General features: G+C 58.5%; 15 protein-coding genes. 10 read left to right on the plus strand and 5 right to left on the minus strand.

The window, feature by feature from the left end:
* The first annotated feature begins 9 nt into the window (after positions 1–9).
* The 7 genes from J3R80_RS08690 (at position 10) to yciA (ending at position 6,282) form a co-directional block, all read left to right on the plus strand.
* A complete protein-coding gene (locus tag J3R80_RS08690; RefSeq protein WP_275393382.1) occupies positions 10–699 on the plus strand; it encodes a tripartite tricarboxylate transporter TctB family protein in 690 nt (229 codons plus the stop codon).
* 7 nt (positions 700–706) lie between these two features.
* Complete coding sequence (locus J3R80_RS08695) at positions 707–2,347, plus strand: tripartite tricarboxylate transporter permease (protein ID WP_275393383.1); 1,641 nt, start codon at positions 707–709, stop codon at positions 2,345–2,347.
* Complete coding sequence (locus J3R80_RS08700) at positions 2,275–3,696, plus strand: aldehyde dehydrogenase (protein ID WP_275393646.1); 1,422 nt, start codon at positions 2,275–2,277, stop codon at positions 3,694–3,696. The genes J3R80_RS08695 and J3R80_RS08700 overlap by 73 nt, the downstream gene beginning before the upstream one ends.
* A complete protein-coding gene (locus J3R80_RS08705; RefSeq protein WP_275393384.1) occupies positions 3,693–4,925 on the plus strand; it encodes a Tm-1-like ATP-binding domain-containing protein in 1,233 nt (410 codons plus the stop codon). Before J3R80_RS08700 ends, J3R80_RS08705 begins: the two co-directional genes overlap by 4 nt.
* Before the next feature lie 74 nt (positions 4,926–4,999).
* Positions 5,000–5,398, plus strand: a complete 399-nt coding sequence (locus J3R80_RS08710; RefSeq protein ID WP_275393385.1) for a 5-carboxymethyl-2-hydroxymuconate isomerase — start codon at positions 5,000–5,002, stop codon at positions 5,396–5,398.
* On the plus strand, positions 5,395–5,820 hold the full coding sequence (hpaR, locus tag J3R80_RS08715; RefSeq protein WP_275393386.1) for a homoprotocatechuate degradation operon regulator HpaR: 426 nt from the start codon (positions 5,395–5,397) through the stop codon (positions 5,818–5,820). The genes J3R80_RS08710 and hpaR overlap by 4 nt, the downstream gene beginning before the upstream one ends.
* A 72-nt stretch (positions 5,821–5,892) precedes the next feature.
* A complete protein-coding gene (gene yciA, locus J3R80_RS08720) occupies positions 5,893–6,282 on the plus strand; it encodes an acyl-CoA thioester hydrolase YciA (RefSeq protein ID WP_275393387.1) in 390 nt (129 codons plus the stop codon).
* A 1-nt stretch (position 6,283) separates the two neighbouring features.
* Here yciA and J3R80_RS08725 read toward each other — a convergent pair whose 3' ends face one another.
* The 3 genes from J3R80_RS08725 to ettA all read right to left on the minus strand — a co-directional run bounded on the left by J3R80_RS08725 (position 6,284) and on the right by ettA (position 9,644).
* Entirely contained in the window at positions 6,284–6,775 is a 492-nt protein-coding gene (locus J3R80_RS08725) for a histidine phosphatase family protein (RefSeq protein ID WP_275393388.1), read from the minus strand.
* 252 nt (positions 6,776–7,027) lie between these two features.
* Entirely contained in the window at positions 7,028–7,873 is an 846-nt protein-coding gene (locus J3R80_RS08730) for a hypothetical protein (protein ID WP_275393389.1), read from the minus strand.
* Between the two features lie 115 nt (positions 7,874–7,988).
* Complete coding sequence (ettA, locus tag J3R80_RS08735) at positions 7,989–9,644, minus strand: energy-dependent translational throttle protein EttA (RefSeq protein ID WP_275393390.1); 1,656 nt, start codon at positions 9,642–9,644, stop codon at positions 7,989–7,991.
* Positions 9,645–9,719: 75 nt separating this feature from the next.
* Here ettA and mgrA point away from each other — a divergent pair, with 75 nt between their 5' ends.
* From mgrA to dacB, 3 genes are all read left to right on the plus strand, one after another.
* Positions 9,720–10,751, plus strand: coding sequence for an L-glyceraldehyde 3-phosphate reductase (gene mgrA / locus J3R80_RS08740; protein WP_275393391.1), 1,032 nt, complete (start codon positions 9,720–9,722; stop codon positions 10,749–10,751).
* Positions 10,752–10,790: 39 nt separating this feature from the next.
* Positions 10,791–11,399 (plus strand): nicotinate-nucleotide adenylyltransferase, encoded by a 609-nt coding sequence (locus J3R80_RS08745; RefSeq protein WP_275393392.1) that lies wholly within the window; start codon positions 10,791–10,793, stop codon positions 11,397–11,399.
* A gap of 83 nt (positions 11,400–11,482) precedes the next feature.
* Positions 11,483–12,973, plus strand: a complete 1,491-nt coding sequence (dacB, locus tag J3R80_RS08750) for a D-alanyl-D-alanine carboxypeptidase/D-alanyl-D-alanine-endopeptidase (RefSeq protein ID WP_275393393.1) — start codon at positions 11,483–11,485, stop codon at positions 12,971–12,973.
* Between the two features lie 33 nt (positions 12,974–13,006).
* Here dacB and J3R80_RS08755 read toward each other — a convergent pair whose 3' ends face one another.
* Complete coding sequence (locus J3R80_RS08755; RefSeq protein ID WP_275393394.1) at positions 13,007–13,705, minus strand: glutathione S-transferase N-terminal domain-containing protein; 699 nt, start codon at positions 13,703–13,705, stop codon at positions 13,007–13,009.
* A gap of 79 nt (positions 13,706–13,784) precedes the next feature.
* Positions 13,785–14,186: a tellurite resistance TerB family protein gene (locus tag J3R80_RS08760; protein WP_275393395.1), complete on the minus strand. Its 402-nt coding sequence runs from the start codon at positions 14,184–14,186 to the stop codon at positions 13,785–13,787.
* Between the last annotated feature and the right edge of the window lie 76 nt (positions 14,187–14,262).

The following is a 14,262-nucleotide window of genomic DNA, read 5'->3' on the forward strand; positions in this document are numbered from 1 at the left end:
GGGGCGGGCATGAGCGACGAAATCTCAGAACATCCGGATCGTCCACAACGTGGGCAGGTGTTGTTTGCTGCGTTGTTTCTGATCTGTGCGACGCTGTTGATTGCCGCGTTGGGGGATCAAACCAAGTGGCTGAAGGGTAAAGAGTTTTTCGCTCAGCCACGGTTCTGGCCCGCGATTGGCGTGGGTGGTATGGTGATCTTCTCAGCTTTGCATTTCTGGCATTTGCCCCGCAAACCCCGCCGCCTTCCGCGCTGGATGCGCGAAGCGGACTGGTTGCAGTGGGCCGAAAGCCTGTTTTGGGCGGTTTTGGCCATCGTTCTGTCCCTTTGGCTGGGCCCGATCGCCGCCGCGCCAATCGTGTTCCTTGTGGCGACCATTCGGGTGACATGGTTGTACCAACATTGGACAGATCGGCGTGAAGCCAAGATCTGGGCGTCGATCTTTGAATGGGCTGCCTGGTTTCTGGCCTATGTTCTTTTGGTCCCGATCATCGGGTATCTTCCTGTCACCGTGGCCTTCACTGTGCTTTTGACATGGCGGGTGGGCTATCGCGACCGCATCATGACGATAAGCGCGGTTTTGTTCGCGATTGCCGTCGTGGTGGTGTTCAAGAGCTTCTTGCAGGTCAAAATACCGGGCGCAGCTCTCTACGAATATCTGCCCGGCGCCCTGCGCTCGTTTTTCATCCTGAACTTCTGAGGGGCCAATGGACCTGATTTTTGATTTTCTTGCACAGGTTCAGGCCAGTTCGAACTACCTGGCGCGATGGGACGTCGTTCTGGCGCTTCTGGTGGGGTCGATGGGCGGCGTGATCATCGGGGCAATCCCGGGTGTGGGACCAGCGGTGGCCATCGCCATCCTGCTGCCCGCCACGTTCTCGATGGACCCGATTGTCGGTCTGACGGTGCTTTTGGGAATATACGGAAGCTCGATGTATGGTGGGTCGATACCAGCGATCCTGATCAACACGCCGGGCACTGCTGTCAATGCGCTGACCACCTATGACGGCTATCCAATGACCACGCGGGGCGAGGCGCGGCGCGCTTTGTCGCTGGCTTACAGTTCGTCGTTTTTTGGCGGTTTGTTTTCGGTGATGTGCCTGATCTTCTTTGCGCCTGTGCTGGCCAAAGTGGCCCCGATGTTCGGTAGTCGAGAGATCTTTCTGGCGGCCCTGTTGGGGATCATCCTTGTGGTGACGGCCCATCGCAAACACACGTTGATTGCCGCTGCCATGGCGTGTTTCGGCATCTGGCTGAACACGATCGGGCTTCACTCTGCCAGCTATTCAAAACGCTATACCTTTGACCAAAGCTGGTTGTCTGGGGGCGTGAACCTGATTGTGGTCGTGTTGGGGCTGTTTGCGCTCAGCCAGGCGTTTACGCTGTTACACGGGGACGACGAAAAGGTGCGCCTGACACGGTTGAAAGGCAGCTTCTTTCAGGGGTTCCGCGAACTTGCGCGCCATCCTCGCATCGCGGGTGTGTCCGCGTCATTCGGGGTTGTTATGGGCATGATCCCGGGCGTGGGAGAGTTTACAGCGCAGTTCATGTCTTACACCTACGCGCAGAAATCCTCGAAACGGCCCGAGGATTTCGGGCATGGCTCAAGCGAGGGTTTGATCGCGGCGGAAACCGCCAACAACGCGGTGCCTGCGGCAGCGATGGTGCCGCTGCTTGCACTGGGTATCCCCGGCGAGGCGCTGACCGCGATGATGCTGTCTGTCTTTTACGTTCATAATGTCATCCCCGGCCCCCAGCTTTTCCAGAATGACATGGATTTTGTCGTGGCGTTGTATCTGGCGCTGCTGGTCCTGAATGTTCTGGTCGTGGTTTTCTTGTTGGTTGCGACCAACCAGTTGATCAAGGTGGTGAAAATCCCTAACCGGTTCCTAGGCGTCTGCATCCTGATCCTCAGCTTCGTGGGGGTCTATAGCCTGCGCAACTCGCTGACCGACTGCATCATTGCCGCCGGTTTCGGCATCTTCGGCTTCATCATGAAACGCATGCAGCTGCCCGTCGTGCCCATCGTGCTGGGCATGGTTCTGGGCGGCATCATGGAGGTCAAACTGCGCAGCGCAATGGCGCGCGTGAAATCCCCCCTGGACTTTGTTGATCGCCCTGTCGCGGCGATCCTGTTTGGAATGATCGTTCTGGTTCTGGCCCTGCATTTCCGCCGGGTCTGGCTGGACTATAAGGAAAGAAAGAAAGACGAATGGCAGATCAGTCACGCATCAACGAGCTTTCCCGCCATCCTGTCGCGCCGCAGAAACTTTATATTGACGGAGCGTGGCAAGACGCTGAGGGCGAAGCGCAAGACGTTCTCTCGCCGATTGACGGACAAAGACTGACCACGATTGCGCGCGCTTCCGCGGCAGATGTGGACCGGGCCGTTGCGGCGGCCCGGCGGGCGTTTGACGACGGGCGCTGGTCGCGGGCAGACCCCGCGCATCGCAAGAAGATCCTGCACAAGCTGGCGGATTTGATCGAGGCGAACGCGCTGGAGCTGGCGGTTCTGGGCGTGCGCGACAACGGGACCGAGATCGGCATGGCCCTGAAGGCCGAGCCGGGATCGGCGGCGGGCACGTTTCGCTACTATGCCGAGGCGCTGGATAAGGTTTACGGCGAGATCGCCCCGACAGCGCCGGGTATCCTGGGGCTGGTCCACAAGGAGCCTGTGGGCGTGGTGGGCGCAATCGTGCCGTGGAACTTCCCCTTGATGATTGGTGCGTGGAAACTGGCACCTGCCTTGGCGGCGGGCAATTCGGTTGTCTTGAAGCCCGCCGAAACCGCATCCCTGACCCTGTTGCGGCTTGCTGAACTGGCCACAGAGGCCGGGTTGCCGGATGGCGTCTTGAACGTCGTAACCGGCGCAGGATCGGTCACCGGCGAAGCCCTGGCCATGTCGATGGATGTGGATGTTCTGGTCTTCACGGGCTCGGGTGGGGTGGGACGCAGGCTTCTGGAATACTCGGCGCGGTCAAACCTGAAACGCTGCTATCTGGAGCTTGGGGGCAAGTCGCCCAACGTGGTCTTTGCCGATGCGCCGGATCTGGAACAGGCGGCGAAGGTGTCGGCCGCTGGCATTTTTCGCAACGCAGGCCAGGTCTGTGTGGCCGGGTCGCGATTGTTGGTGGAAAAGGCCGTGCATGACGAGTTTGTCGAGGCATTGTCGCGTCATGCCGCCGCGATGAAAGTGGGCGATCCGTTGGACCTGAGCACCAATATCGGGGCGGTGAACAACATTCCGCAGCTTGAGGGCAACCTGGGTTTCGTCGCCCGCGCAGTCGAGGAAGGAGCCACACTGGCCCTTGGCGGGTCGCGTATTCTGGAAGACACCGGTGGATATTATATGGAGCCGACGGTGCTGACTGGTGTGACCCCTAAGGATCATGTGGCCCAGAACGAGGTGTTCGGGCCAGTGCTGGCCGTGACCTCCTTCACGTCGGATGAAGAAGCAGTGCAGATCGCCAATTCTACAAAATTTGGTTTGGCAGCAGGGGTTTGGACGTCGAACCTAAGCCGTGCGCACAGGGTGGTGCGTGATATTCAGGCAGGTGTCGTACACGTGAACACATATGGTGGCCCGGATGGCACGGTGCCGTTGGGCGGCGTCAAGCAATCGGGCAACGGTCATGACAAGTCGATGCACGCTTTCGACAAGTATTTCGACCTCAAGACAGCATGGATGCAGCTATGAGCGATAAGGTAATTCTGGTCGTCGGCACCTATGACACCAAAGATGACGAACTGAACTATATCGCCGATGTGATCCGGGCGCAGGGTGGTGGCGTGGCCACGATGGACATCTCGGTTCTGGGGGATCCAAGCGCGCCGTGCGACTATACCAAACACGATGTGGCCGAGGCCGGAGGGTCGTCCATCCAAGCCGCCATCGACAGCGGGGACGAGAACACGGCCATGCAGATCATGGCCCAAGGCTCTGCCGCATTGGCGTTGAAACTCTATCGCGAAGGCCTGTTTGACGGGTTGATTGTTCTGGGTGGAACGATGGGCACCGACGCCGCGCTGGACCTGTGTCAGGCGCTGCCGATTGGGGTGCCGAAATACGTCGTGTCTACGGTCAGCTTCTCACCCTTGATCCCGCCTGAACGTCTGCCTGCCGATGTGCAGATGATCCTCTGGGCCGGGGGGCTCTACGGGCTGAACTCGATCTGCAAAGCGTCGCTGTCACAAGCCGCTGGTGCCGTGCTGGGTGCAGCCCGTGCGGTCGAAAAACCGGACTTCCAAAAACCACTCATCGGCATGACCAGCTTCGGAAAAACGGTTCTGCGCTACATGGTCAGCCTGAAACCAGCGCTGGAAGAACGTGGGTTCGAGGTTGCGGTGTTTCACGCAACTGGCATGGGAGGGCGCGCCTTTGAATGCCTGGCGGGTGAGGGCGCTTTTGCCGCCGTTCTGGACTTCGCCCCGCAGGAACTTGGCAACCACATCATGGGATCGACAATTTCTGCGGGGGCGGACCGGATGACCAATGCGGGCGCCTCCGCCACTCCGCAGATGGTGTCCATTGGCTGTTATGACCTGGTGGATTTCATCGGCTGGCAGGACGTGCCGCCGAAACTGGCAGGCCAAGAGGTGCATGCGCATAACCGCCTGCTATCCTCGGTGATGATGACCCCCGACCAGCGGCGCGAAATGGCGCGGGCCATATGCACGCAGCTGGCCGGCGCGAAAGGCCCGGTGAACCTGATCCTGCCGCTTGAGGGTGGCAATGAATGGGACCGTCCCGGTGGGCCTTTGCACGACGCCGAGGGACTTGCCGCCTTTATCGACGAACTCCGCGTCCGTTGCCCCGACAACGTGACCCTGATCGAACTAGACAGCCATATCAACGACGCGGCGTTCTCGGACCGGGTGCTGGCGGAGTTTGACGCATGGGTCGCCGCGGGCGTGATCACCCCCTGAGACAACTTGTTGCACCTGCAATGATTTGCAATTTCCGAAAGACAGGTATTTATTACCAGTGTTAAGGAGTGAACATGCCACACCTGTCTTTCGAGTTTAGCTACGGGTTGGGCCAGCAGGCAGACCTGCGGGCCTTGACCGAGACCATGCGTGCCGCATTGGCTGCAACCGGGCATTGTCCCGTGGGCGGCATCCGCGTGCGCGGGTTCGAGGCTGACATCGACGCCATTGGCGACGGGGCGGGCGGGTATCACTTCCTTGATATGATCCTGAGGCTTGGGCAGGGTCGGGACGAGGTGACGCGCGACGCCATCGCCGACCAACTTTACGGCGCAGTTGAGGCTGCCCTACGCCCGCAAATGGGGGGCACCCCCTTCATTCTCAGCCTTGAGGTTCAGGAAATCGAAACCCGTTTCAGCCGTAAAAGCTGGAGCACGATCCACGCGGCACTCCGCGAAAAGGAACCGGAATGAGAAAACTTGAACGCGCGCTTCCCATCGCGCTGCTTCACGCGCGCGAAGCCACGCTGAAACCCTTTCGCCACGAACTGGATCAGATTGACCTGACCGTTCAGCAGTGGCGCGTTATCCGTGTGTTGGCCGAGGGGAAACCCTGCTGCGCCACGGAACTGGCCGAACGCTGCGTGCTTATGCCGCCCAGCCTGAGCCGCATCCTGAAAAACCTGACGGAACGCGAGCTGATCGAACGCGTGGACGACAATGATGGTCGCCGCCGCAAGGTGCAGATCGCGCCCGCAGGCTGTGCGAAGTACACGCAGATGTCTGGCAAGGCGGCGAAGATTTATGAAGATCTTGAAACCCGCTTCGGGCACGAGAAGATGGAAACACTTCTGGACCTTTTGAACGAGCTTTACGCGGTCGCGGGGGCGGACTGACGCTGCGATCCGCTTGCGCCCGGGTGGCGTGCGCCTTACCCATGGGAAAGATCATTTCTGGACGAGGTTCTCATGAGCGACCATCACTCTGCGCCGGAAGGCGAAATCATACTGCGCACGCTGGCGATGCCGAAAGACACCAATACGGCGGGCGATATCTTCGGCGGTTGGGTGATGAGCCAGATGGACATCGCCGGTGGCATCATCGCAGGTGAACGCGCACAGGGGCGCGTGGCGACCGTGGCGGTGAACGCGATGAAATTCATCCAGCCGGTGAAAGTGGGCGATGTGCTGTGCATCTATGGCCGCGTGGGGCGCGTCGGCACCACGTCGATGTCGATCGAGTTGGACGCCTGGGTCAAACGCGACCGCATGGGGGAGCGCCACAAAGTGACCGAAGGCGTGTTCGTGTTTGTGGCGTTGGATGAGGATGGGAAGCCCGTGGCGGTGGACAAGGACTGACCTAAACGGCTGGCCCGTGATGTCGCCGGTCAATATGCAGCCCCGCCAACCTGTCGGACGTCACGATGAACAGGTCGCCATAGTTAAGCGGCGGTTCACCACCTGCGCCCAGGGCGTCCCAGATCTCGCGCAGATTGCCCTTGTTCCCGATCCAGACCACGGTTTTGCCAGCGGCTTCGTTGATCAGCCGCGCCGCCATGCCGTTGGCAGGCAGACGGTTGATCGGCAAATCACGGTCAGTGGCGAGCGGCTGAGCCGTGTCGAGATTGCGCTGCACACTCGGGGCATAGATCGCGTCGACCCCGACCCCTTCCATTGCGCCCACCAACGCCTTCGCCCGTGCACGCCCTGTGGCGTTCAGATCCGGCCCACTCCGATCCCCATGCCTGAGGATAATCAATGTGGTACCCGGTGTGAGTCTTTGATGCCCCGAACGCGCGCAAGCGGCCACGATCCCGACGCCCGTCAGCGCCAGAAACACCCGTCTTTTCATAATGTTTCCCCTCTTCTTAATGAGGGAAGTGTAAGGTGCGGAGGGAGGGTGGTCTACTTGACGGAAAGGTCAGGTGTCGGTGGTGAGAGACTGGTTGTTCTTATCTGTGAGCTTCCGCCCCGGTCGATGTCGATAGGCCGGACAGCGCCCGACCCTCCCCGTCGTGCCGGAGGCACGCCTTCGGCGTGACGGGGCGCTTCACGCCTACCCAGGGTCAGGCGCTGTCCTTTGCTAGTTTGTCGCTCAGTGCGATCAGTTCAGCATTGCATCTAGGTACATGCGAATTTCAGTGGCTATGTTTGGTTGTCCCATTCCTTTTCCGGAAATTTCAATGTGGTACTCTCCGCTACCTACATGAATTCGATTAATCAAAACCTCTTTTCGAGAAGATGCCAACAAGTCGTTAGCCAATTCTTCTGCAATCTCGGCTTTCCGCTCAGAAACGCCATTCAAGATAACCAGTGTAGTGTGTTCGTTCGGTTGAATGGTCTCTACCTTCGATCCGGACTGGTAGAGTGATGCCAACGCATTTCTTGGGCGAATAGAAGTGTTGACCATTTGCCTTTCAATTTTTTCCAATCTTTCGAGAATGAGCTCTGCTGCTGGAACGCTAGCACTTTCTACATCTGGAATATGAAATGGGCCAAGTTGGCCAATGAAACTGTTCTCTTTGGATTGTTTGGAGGTTTTCTCAATTGAGGCAGAAAGGTCTTTTTTGAACTTCTCTATTACCGGATGACGCATATCGCGCGGATATTGTATATAACGATTTGGGCCTGTGTCGAACGGGTAGGATGTAACTTCATCTTTAATAATAACCGTGGGCTTTTGTGTCGCCATTCGAATGCCAAGTTCGAAGAATACATTGGGGTTACGGCCGCTGACATCACAGATGATCAAGTCATCATTGTAGATATTTTGTAAAATTTCTTTGTGAATCAGGTTAGATTCAAAGGTGTCGGAGACAAGCCGCGTTTCAAACCCTGCTTCTGATGCTACACCTTCCACTATTTTTCTTACGTCGCCCCAATGAGATGCGCCTAGTCCATCACACTCGGAGATTGGCATAACAATTCCACATGTCTTTTTCTTGGCCATTAGGTCCTCCCCGAAGAATTCTTGCTCGATCAATAAACCTATGCGCGCACCCGGATTTGAAGTTAAATCCACTGCCTCACGCCGATGAAAAACGGCCCCCGAAGGGGCCGCTCTCTCACCTCGTAAACTTCTTATGCTTCAACCGCTTGGGCTCCAAAGCATCCGGTCCCAGCCTGCGCTTCTTGTCCTCTTCGTAATCCTCGAAGTTGCCTTCGAACCACTCCACATGCGCTTCTCCTTCGAAGGCGAGGATGTGGGTGCAGATACGGTCGAGGAAGAAGCGGTCGTGCGAGATGACCACGGCGCAGCCGGCGAAGTCGACCAGCGCGTCTTCCAGTGCGCGCAGGGTTTCGACGTCAAGGTCGTTGGTGGGTTCGTCGAGAAGGAGGACGTTGCCGCCCTCTTTCAGAAGCCGCGCCATATGGACACGGTTGCGTTCGCCGCCGGACAGCAGCGACAGTTTCTTTTGCTGATCGCCACCTTTGAAGTTGAAGGACGAGCAGTAAGCCCTTGAATTAACTTGTGCGTCGCCCAGTTCGATCAACTCGGCACCGCCGGAAATGGCTTCCCACACGGTGTCATTCGCGTTCAGGTCGTCGCGCGACTGGTCCACGTATGACAACTTGACGGTATCGCCCAGTTCAATCGTGCCTTCGTCGGGCTGTTCCTGCCCGGTCAGCATTTTGAACAGGGTCGATTTACCCGCACCGTTCGGACCGATCACGCCGACGATGCCGCCGGGGGGCAGGCTGAAGGACAGGTCTTCGATCAACAGCTTGTCGCCCATGTGTTTCTTCAGGCCCTCAACCTCGATCACTTTCGAGCCAAGGCGCGGGCCGTTGGGGATGACGATCTGGGCACGACCGACCTTGTCCCGCTCGGATTGGCTGGCCAGTTCGTTATAGGCGTTGATCCGGGCCTTGGATTTCGCCTGACGGGCTTTCTGGCCCTGACGCATCCATTCCAGCTCGCGCTCCAGCGTCTTCTGCTTGGATTTGTCCTCGCGGGCTTCCTGTTCCAAACGCTTGGCCTTCTGTTCCAGCCACGAGGAATAGTTGCCCTCGTAAGGAATGCCCGACCCGCGGTCGAGTTCCAGAATCCAGCCGGTGATATCGTCAAGGAAATAGCGGTCGTGGGTGACGATCAGGATCGTGCCCTTATAGTCGATCAGGTGCTGTTGCAGCCAGGCGATGGTTTCGGCGTCCAAATGGTTGGTCGGTTCGTCGAGCAGCAGCATGTCGGGCGCTTCCAGCAGCAGCTTGCACAGCGCGACCCGGCGTTTTTCACCGCCCGACAGGCTTGTGACGTCGGCGTCATCGGGGGGGCAGCGCAGCGCCTCCATCGACACGTCGATCTGTGCGTCAAGGTCCCACAGGTTCTGGGCGTCGATCTCGTCTTGCAGCTTCGCCATCTCGTCGGCGGTTTCGTCCGAGTAGTTCATGGCGAGTTCGTTGTAGCGCTCAAGGATCGCCTTCTTCTCGGCCACGCCCTGCATGACATTGCCGCGCACGTCCAGCGACGGGTCGAGTTCGGGTTCCTGCGGCAGGTATCCCACCTTGGCGCCTTCGGCGGCCCATGCCTCGCCCTGGAAATCCTTGTCGATCCCGGCCATGATCCGCATCAGCGTCGATTTACCGGTGCCGTTCACGCCGACCACACCGATCTTCACGCCGGGCAGGAAGCTGAGCCGGATGTTTTCGAAGCATTTCTTGCCACCCGGATAGGTCTTGGAAACCCCGTCCATGTGGTAAACGTATTGATATGCGGCCATGGAATGTGTCCTCGCGTTTGACTTCGGAGTGTCTTAGCCAGACAAAGGGGGCAGGGCAATCCCGAAGGAGCAACCATGACCTATCAGCCAGCAGAAGACCGCTATGAAAAGATGACCTATCGGCGCTGCGGTCGGTCGGGATTGAAACTGCCTGTGATCAGTTTGGGGCTGTGGCACAATTTCGGGCACGACTTTCCCCACACGACCAAGCAGGCGATATGCCGGGCAGCGTTCGACAACGGCATCACGCATTTCGATTTGGCGAACAATTACGGCCCGCCCTATGGCAGCGCGGAAGAGGCGTTCGGCGAGATTCTGCGGACGGATTTCGCGGGGTTTCGCGATGAGCTGATCATCAGTTCCAAGGCCGGGTATGACATGTGGCCGGGGCCGTACGGTGAATGGGGTAGCCGGAAATACCTGATCGCCTCATGTGATCAAAGCCTGAAACGGATGGGCGTGGATTACGTCGATATCTTTTATAGCCATCGGTTTGACCCCGACACGCCGCTTGAGGAAACAATGGGCGCGCTGGATCACATCGTGCGGTCTGGTCGGGCGCTCTATGTAGGTATTTCGAGCTACAATAGCCAACGGACCCGTGAAGCCGTGGCGATCCTGAACGATCTGGGCACGCCCTGCCTGATCCATCAACCCAGCTACAACATGCTGAACCGCTGGGTCGAGCGGGACGGGTTGAAAGACACGCTGACCGAACTTGGTGTCGGGTCGATTGCGTTCACCCCGCTGGCGCAGGGGCTTCTGACCGGGAAATACCTGAAGGGCATTCCCGAGGGCAGTCGCGTCTCTCAGGGCAAGTCGCTGGCGCCGGATGCCGTGTCGGAGAATGTCATCAAGAGCCTGCGCGCTTTGGCCGATATTGCCGAACGTCGTGGGCAGACACTTGCGCAGATGGCGCTGGCCTGGGTCTTGCGCGATGGCGGCATTACAACGGCGCTGATCGGCGCCTCGCGGCCCGAACAGGTTCTGGATTGTGTGGGAGCGATTGATCGGTTGGACTTCAGTCAGGCAGAGCTGGACGAGATTGATGCCAGCATCAGTGAAGAGACCGTGAACCTTTGGGCGCGGTCTGCCGAGATCGAATAGGGCTGGACAGCGCTGGTCGCGCCGGGCAATGGCAATCTGATGCGTTACGAACTTCCATATGCGCGACCGGGTCAGGTTGTCGGCCTGTTGGGCGGATCTTTCGATCCGGCCCATCGCGGCCATGCCCATATCACCCGCGAGGCATTGAAGCGTTTCGGGCTGGATCGGGTCTGGTGGCTGGTCACGCCCGGCAACCCGCTGAAGGCCAACGGACCGGCGCCCATCGCCTCGCGGCTTGGGCGAGCGCGGGTCGTGATGCAGCACCCGCGGGTCGAGGTCACGGACATCGAAAGCCACACCCAAACGCGATACACTGCCGAGACGCTGCAGGCGCTGCAGCATCTCTATCCGGGTGTTCGGTTTGTGTGGTTGATGGGGGCTGACAATCTTGCCACGTTCCATCGCTGGGATCGTTGGGAATGGATCATGGCTAATGTGCCGATCGGGGTGATTGCTCGTCCGGGTGAACGGGTGGCCGCACGAACGTCGCCAGCAGCCAAGCGGTTTGAACACGCTAAGATTCCGGGGCGCATGGCGCGTAGATTGGCAACTGCGGACGCTCCGGCATGGTCGCTGATCAACGTGCCAATGGTCGACATCTCGTCGTCACAAATTCGCGCACGGGGCGATTGGCAAAGCGGTGAGTAGTTCACTTATCAGGCCGAACGCTTGCCTTGTCGATCACGATAAATCAGGTTGCCCTGTGTTCGCCCACGCGGTTTAATTCATCCATGGCTAAAGTGATTACGCGGCGTGCATTATTGGGGGGGCTGGGCGCAAGTCTGGCCAGTCCGGCTTTTGCAAACGCACCCGAGCTTTCGATCCGTCCCGCCCCCAAGCTTCTTGATTTTTCAAAGCGCCTGATTCCGTCAGCGGATCGGTTGATCGCAGATGCCAATCTGGGGGGAAAGATCGGCTTCGTGGTGGCAGATGCTATGACGGGCCAAATCCTTGAAGCGCACAGCCCGGTGTTGCCTTTGCCGCCCGCAAGTGTCGCGAAGGCGATCACGGCGGTCTATGGTATTTCGGCGCTTGGTCTTGAACACAGCTTTGAAACACAAGTGATTGCGACCGGCCCGATTGAAGCAGGTGTGGTGCAAGGTGATCTTGTGTTGGTGGGCGGTGGTGATCCGACGCTGGATACCAATGCCTTGGCGACGCTGGTGAAGGCGCTGAAGCAAAAAAGCGTTATGACGATCAAGGGCGATTTTATCGTCTACGGCCACGGGCTTCCTTATCAGCGGATGATTGATCCGGAACAGCCGGACCATCTGGGATATAACCCCGCCGTGTCCGGTTTGAACCTGAATTACAATCGGGTGCATTTTGAATGGAAGCGCGCGGGTCAGGATTTCGACGTGTCGATGGAGGCGCGATCAGATCGTTTTCGCCCGCCGGTCAAGATGGCCCGGATGCAGATCATTGATCGCAAGGTGCCCGTCTATACTTATGAAGATGCCAAAGGCGTCGACAACTGGACGGTGGCGCGTGGGGCTTTGGGGAAGGGTGGGTCGCGCTGGCTGCCCGTGCGCCGCCCCGACCTTTATGCAGGGGAAGTTTTTCAGGTTCTGGCGCGTGGAGAAGGTATCCGACTGCCAAGCCCAACAGCACGATCAGAAAGGCCAGAGGGGACGGTTCTCGCCGCTCATCGCTCGCGCCCGCTTCGGGATGTGACGCAGGGCATGCTGAAATATTCCACCAACCTGACGGCCGAACTGATTGGCTTGTCCGCCAGCGCATCGCGCGGAGCTTTGCCTGACAGTCTTGCCGCATCGGGTGCGGCCATGGCCAACTGGATGAACTCGGAACTGGGTGCAAGACGCGCGTCTTTTCAAGATCACAGTGGGCTTAGCGATCAATCACGTGTGTCGGCCAATGACATGGTCAAAGCGCTGAACAGTGTTGGAGCAGATGGCTATCTGAAAGGCTTGATGAAGGACGTGACACCGCTGGACCCCAAAGGGCGCCCTGTCAATGATGCGTCCTATGGGGTTAAGGCGAAAACCGGCACTCTTAACTTTGTCAGCTCACTGGCGGGATACGTGACCGCACCGAATGGAAAGCCGATGACCTTTGCCATCTTTACAGCTGATATGGATCGGCGCGCGGCAATCCCCAAAGCGGATCGCGAACGCCCCCAAGGGGCAAAAGGGTGGAGCCGCAGGTCGCGCGTGTTGCAACACCAGCTCTTGTCGCGCTGGGCATTGCAGTATGGCGATTGAGGGGGCGGCTCCCCTCAATCACAAATCTGATACCTAAGGGCTTGGCGGAATGTTGATCGCGGCCTGCGATGCCGGTCGGTCCGCGCATTCCGTGTGCCAGCGTAATACGTTTGCGTATCGCTCAAGCTCCAGCGCTTCGGCGGCCTTGTAGCCGGTGAACAACGCGCGCACCCATGGCCATATCGCAACGTCAGCGATCGAGTAGTCGTCTCCTGCGACCACGGTCCGACCTTCAAGATGTTTGTCCAGAACGGACAACAGGCGTTTCGCTTCGGTCTTGTATCGGTCCAGCGGGCGCGGATCTTCGATCTCCTTGCCGCCATAGGCATGGAAGAAGCCAAACTGTCCCAACATCGGACCAAACCCACCCATCTGCCACATCAGCCACTGCAGCACTTCCGCGCGCTTGGCGCCGTCCGGGGGCAATAGCTTTCCGGATTTTTCAGCCAGATAGATCAGAATTGCGCCGCTTTCCCACAGCGGTAGCGGTTCGCCATTGGGACCATTAGGGTCGATGATCGCCGGGATCTTGTTGTTGGGGTTCAGAGACAGAAATTCAGGTGTGAATTGGTCGTCGGTCTGAAAACTGACGCGATGCGCCTCGTAGGGCAGGCCGGTTTCCTCTAACATGGCCGAGGCTTTGATGCCATTCGGCGTTGTCAGAGAATAAAGCTGGATGACGCTGGGATCCTTCGCAGGCCAGCGCTTGGTGATGTCGAACTGGTCGAGCATTTCGATCCTTTCAGGACGGCAGGTTGATTTGGTGTATGAGCGACGGGAGTGGCGTCCAATTGCCGCTCGGACTTTTGGTTCAGAGCGTCATGTGACGCGCACGCGCGCCGCGTTCGATGGCGGCGGCATGCAAACGTTCGATATTCAACTCGTACCTGATTTCTTCCAGAATGCGCAGCTCAGGCCCTTGAAGCTCGCCGTCCGCGGCTGCGACGTCGCAGGCCAGCGCATAGGCGGTTTCCCAAAGTGGCTCGGGCAGGTTCTCACGCACCAGTCCAAATAGGGCGTCCAGACCATCTTCAACGCCAAACAGGTCGAACACGGTCTGCGATACGGTCTTGATGCGGTCCGGATCGTATTTTGCAAACACCGGTAAATGGTTCACGATGCTTTCGATTGTGACCAGTTCTGCTGACGTAATCTCTTCGTCCGAGGCCGAAACGGCGACCATCACAGCAATCAGGCTGTCTTCAGGGGTCATGGAATGGGGCGTTTGTTGCAATGGTTATGCTCCTGTCTGTTGCAGCGCAGAATATTGACCCCGCGCGTCCATCGCA

Origin of the sequence: Aliiroseovarius sp. Z3, from assembly GCF_029105185.1 — a bacterium.
GTDB lineage: Bacteria > Pseudomonadota > Alphaproteobacteria > Rhodobacterales > Rhodobacteraceae > Aliiroseovarius.

What these genes read in the sequence shown, in the direction of transcription:
- J3R80_RS08725 (WP_275393388.1), bottom strand. Translation starts at nt 6,775, where the DNA reads ATGAAAAGACGGGTGTTTCTGGCGCTGACGGGCGTCGGGATCGTGGCC.
- dacB (WP_275393393.1), top strand. Translation starts at nt 11,483, where the DNA reads ATGGCTAAAGTGATTACGCGGCGTGCATTATTGGGGGGGCTGGGCGCA.
- J3R80_RS08690 (WP_275393382.1), top strand. Translation starts at nt 10, where the DNA reads ATGAGCGACGAAATCTCAGAACATCCGGATCGTCCACAACGTGGGCAG.
- J3R80_RS08710 (WP_275393385.1), top strand. Translation starts at nt 5,000, where the DNA reads ATGCCACACCTGTCTTTCGAGTTTAGCTACGGGTTGGGCCAGCAGGCA.
- J3R80_RS08760 (WP_275393395.1), bottom strand. Translation starts at nt 14,186, where the DNA reads ATGACCCCTGAAGACAGCCTGATTGCTGTGATGGTCGCCGTTTCGGCC.
- yciA (WP_275393387.1), top strand. Translation starts at nt 5,893, where the DNA reads ATGAGCGACCATCACTCTGCGCCGGAAGGCGAAATCATACTGCGCACG.
- hpaR (WP_275393386.1), top strand. Translation starts at nt 5,395, where the DNA reads ATGAGAAAACTTGAACGCGCGCTTCCCATCGCGCTGCTTCACGCGCGC.
- J3R80_RS08755 (WP_275393394.1), bottom strand. Translation starts at nt 13,705, where the DNA reads ATGCTCGACCAGTTCGACATCACCAAGCGCTGGCCTGCGAAGGATCCC.
- J3R80_RS08745 (WP_275393392.1), top strand. Translation starts at nt 10,791, where the DNA reads ATGCGTTACGAACTTCCATATGCGCGACCGGGTCAGGTTGTCGGCCTG.
- ettA (WP_275393390.1), bottom strand. Translation starts at nt 9,644, where the DNA reads ATGGCCGCATATCAATACGTTTACCACATGGACGGGGTTTCCAAGACC.
- J3R80_RS08730 (WP_275393389.1), bottom strand. Translation starts at nt 7,873, where the DNA reads ATGGCCAAGAAAAAGACATGTGGAATTGTTATGCCAATCTCCGAGTGT.
- J3R80_RS08695 (WP_275393383.1), top strand. Translation starts at nt 707, where the DNA reads ATGGACCTGATTTTTGATTTTCTTGCACAGGTTCAGGCCAGTTCGAAC.
- mgrA (WP_275393391.1), top strand. Translation starts at nt 9,720, where the DNA reads ATGACCTATCAGCCAGCAGAAGACCGCTATGAAAAGATGACCTATCGG.
- J3R80_RS08705 (WP_275393384.1), top strand. Translation starts at nt 3,693, where the DNA reads ATGAGCGATAAGGTAATTCTGGTCGTCGGCACCTATGACACCAAAGAT.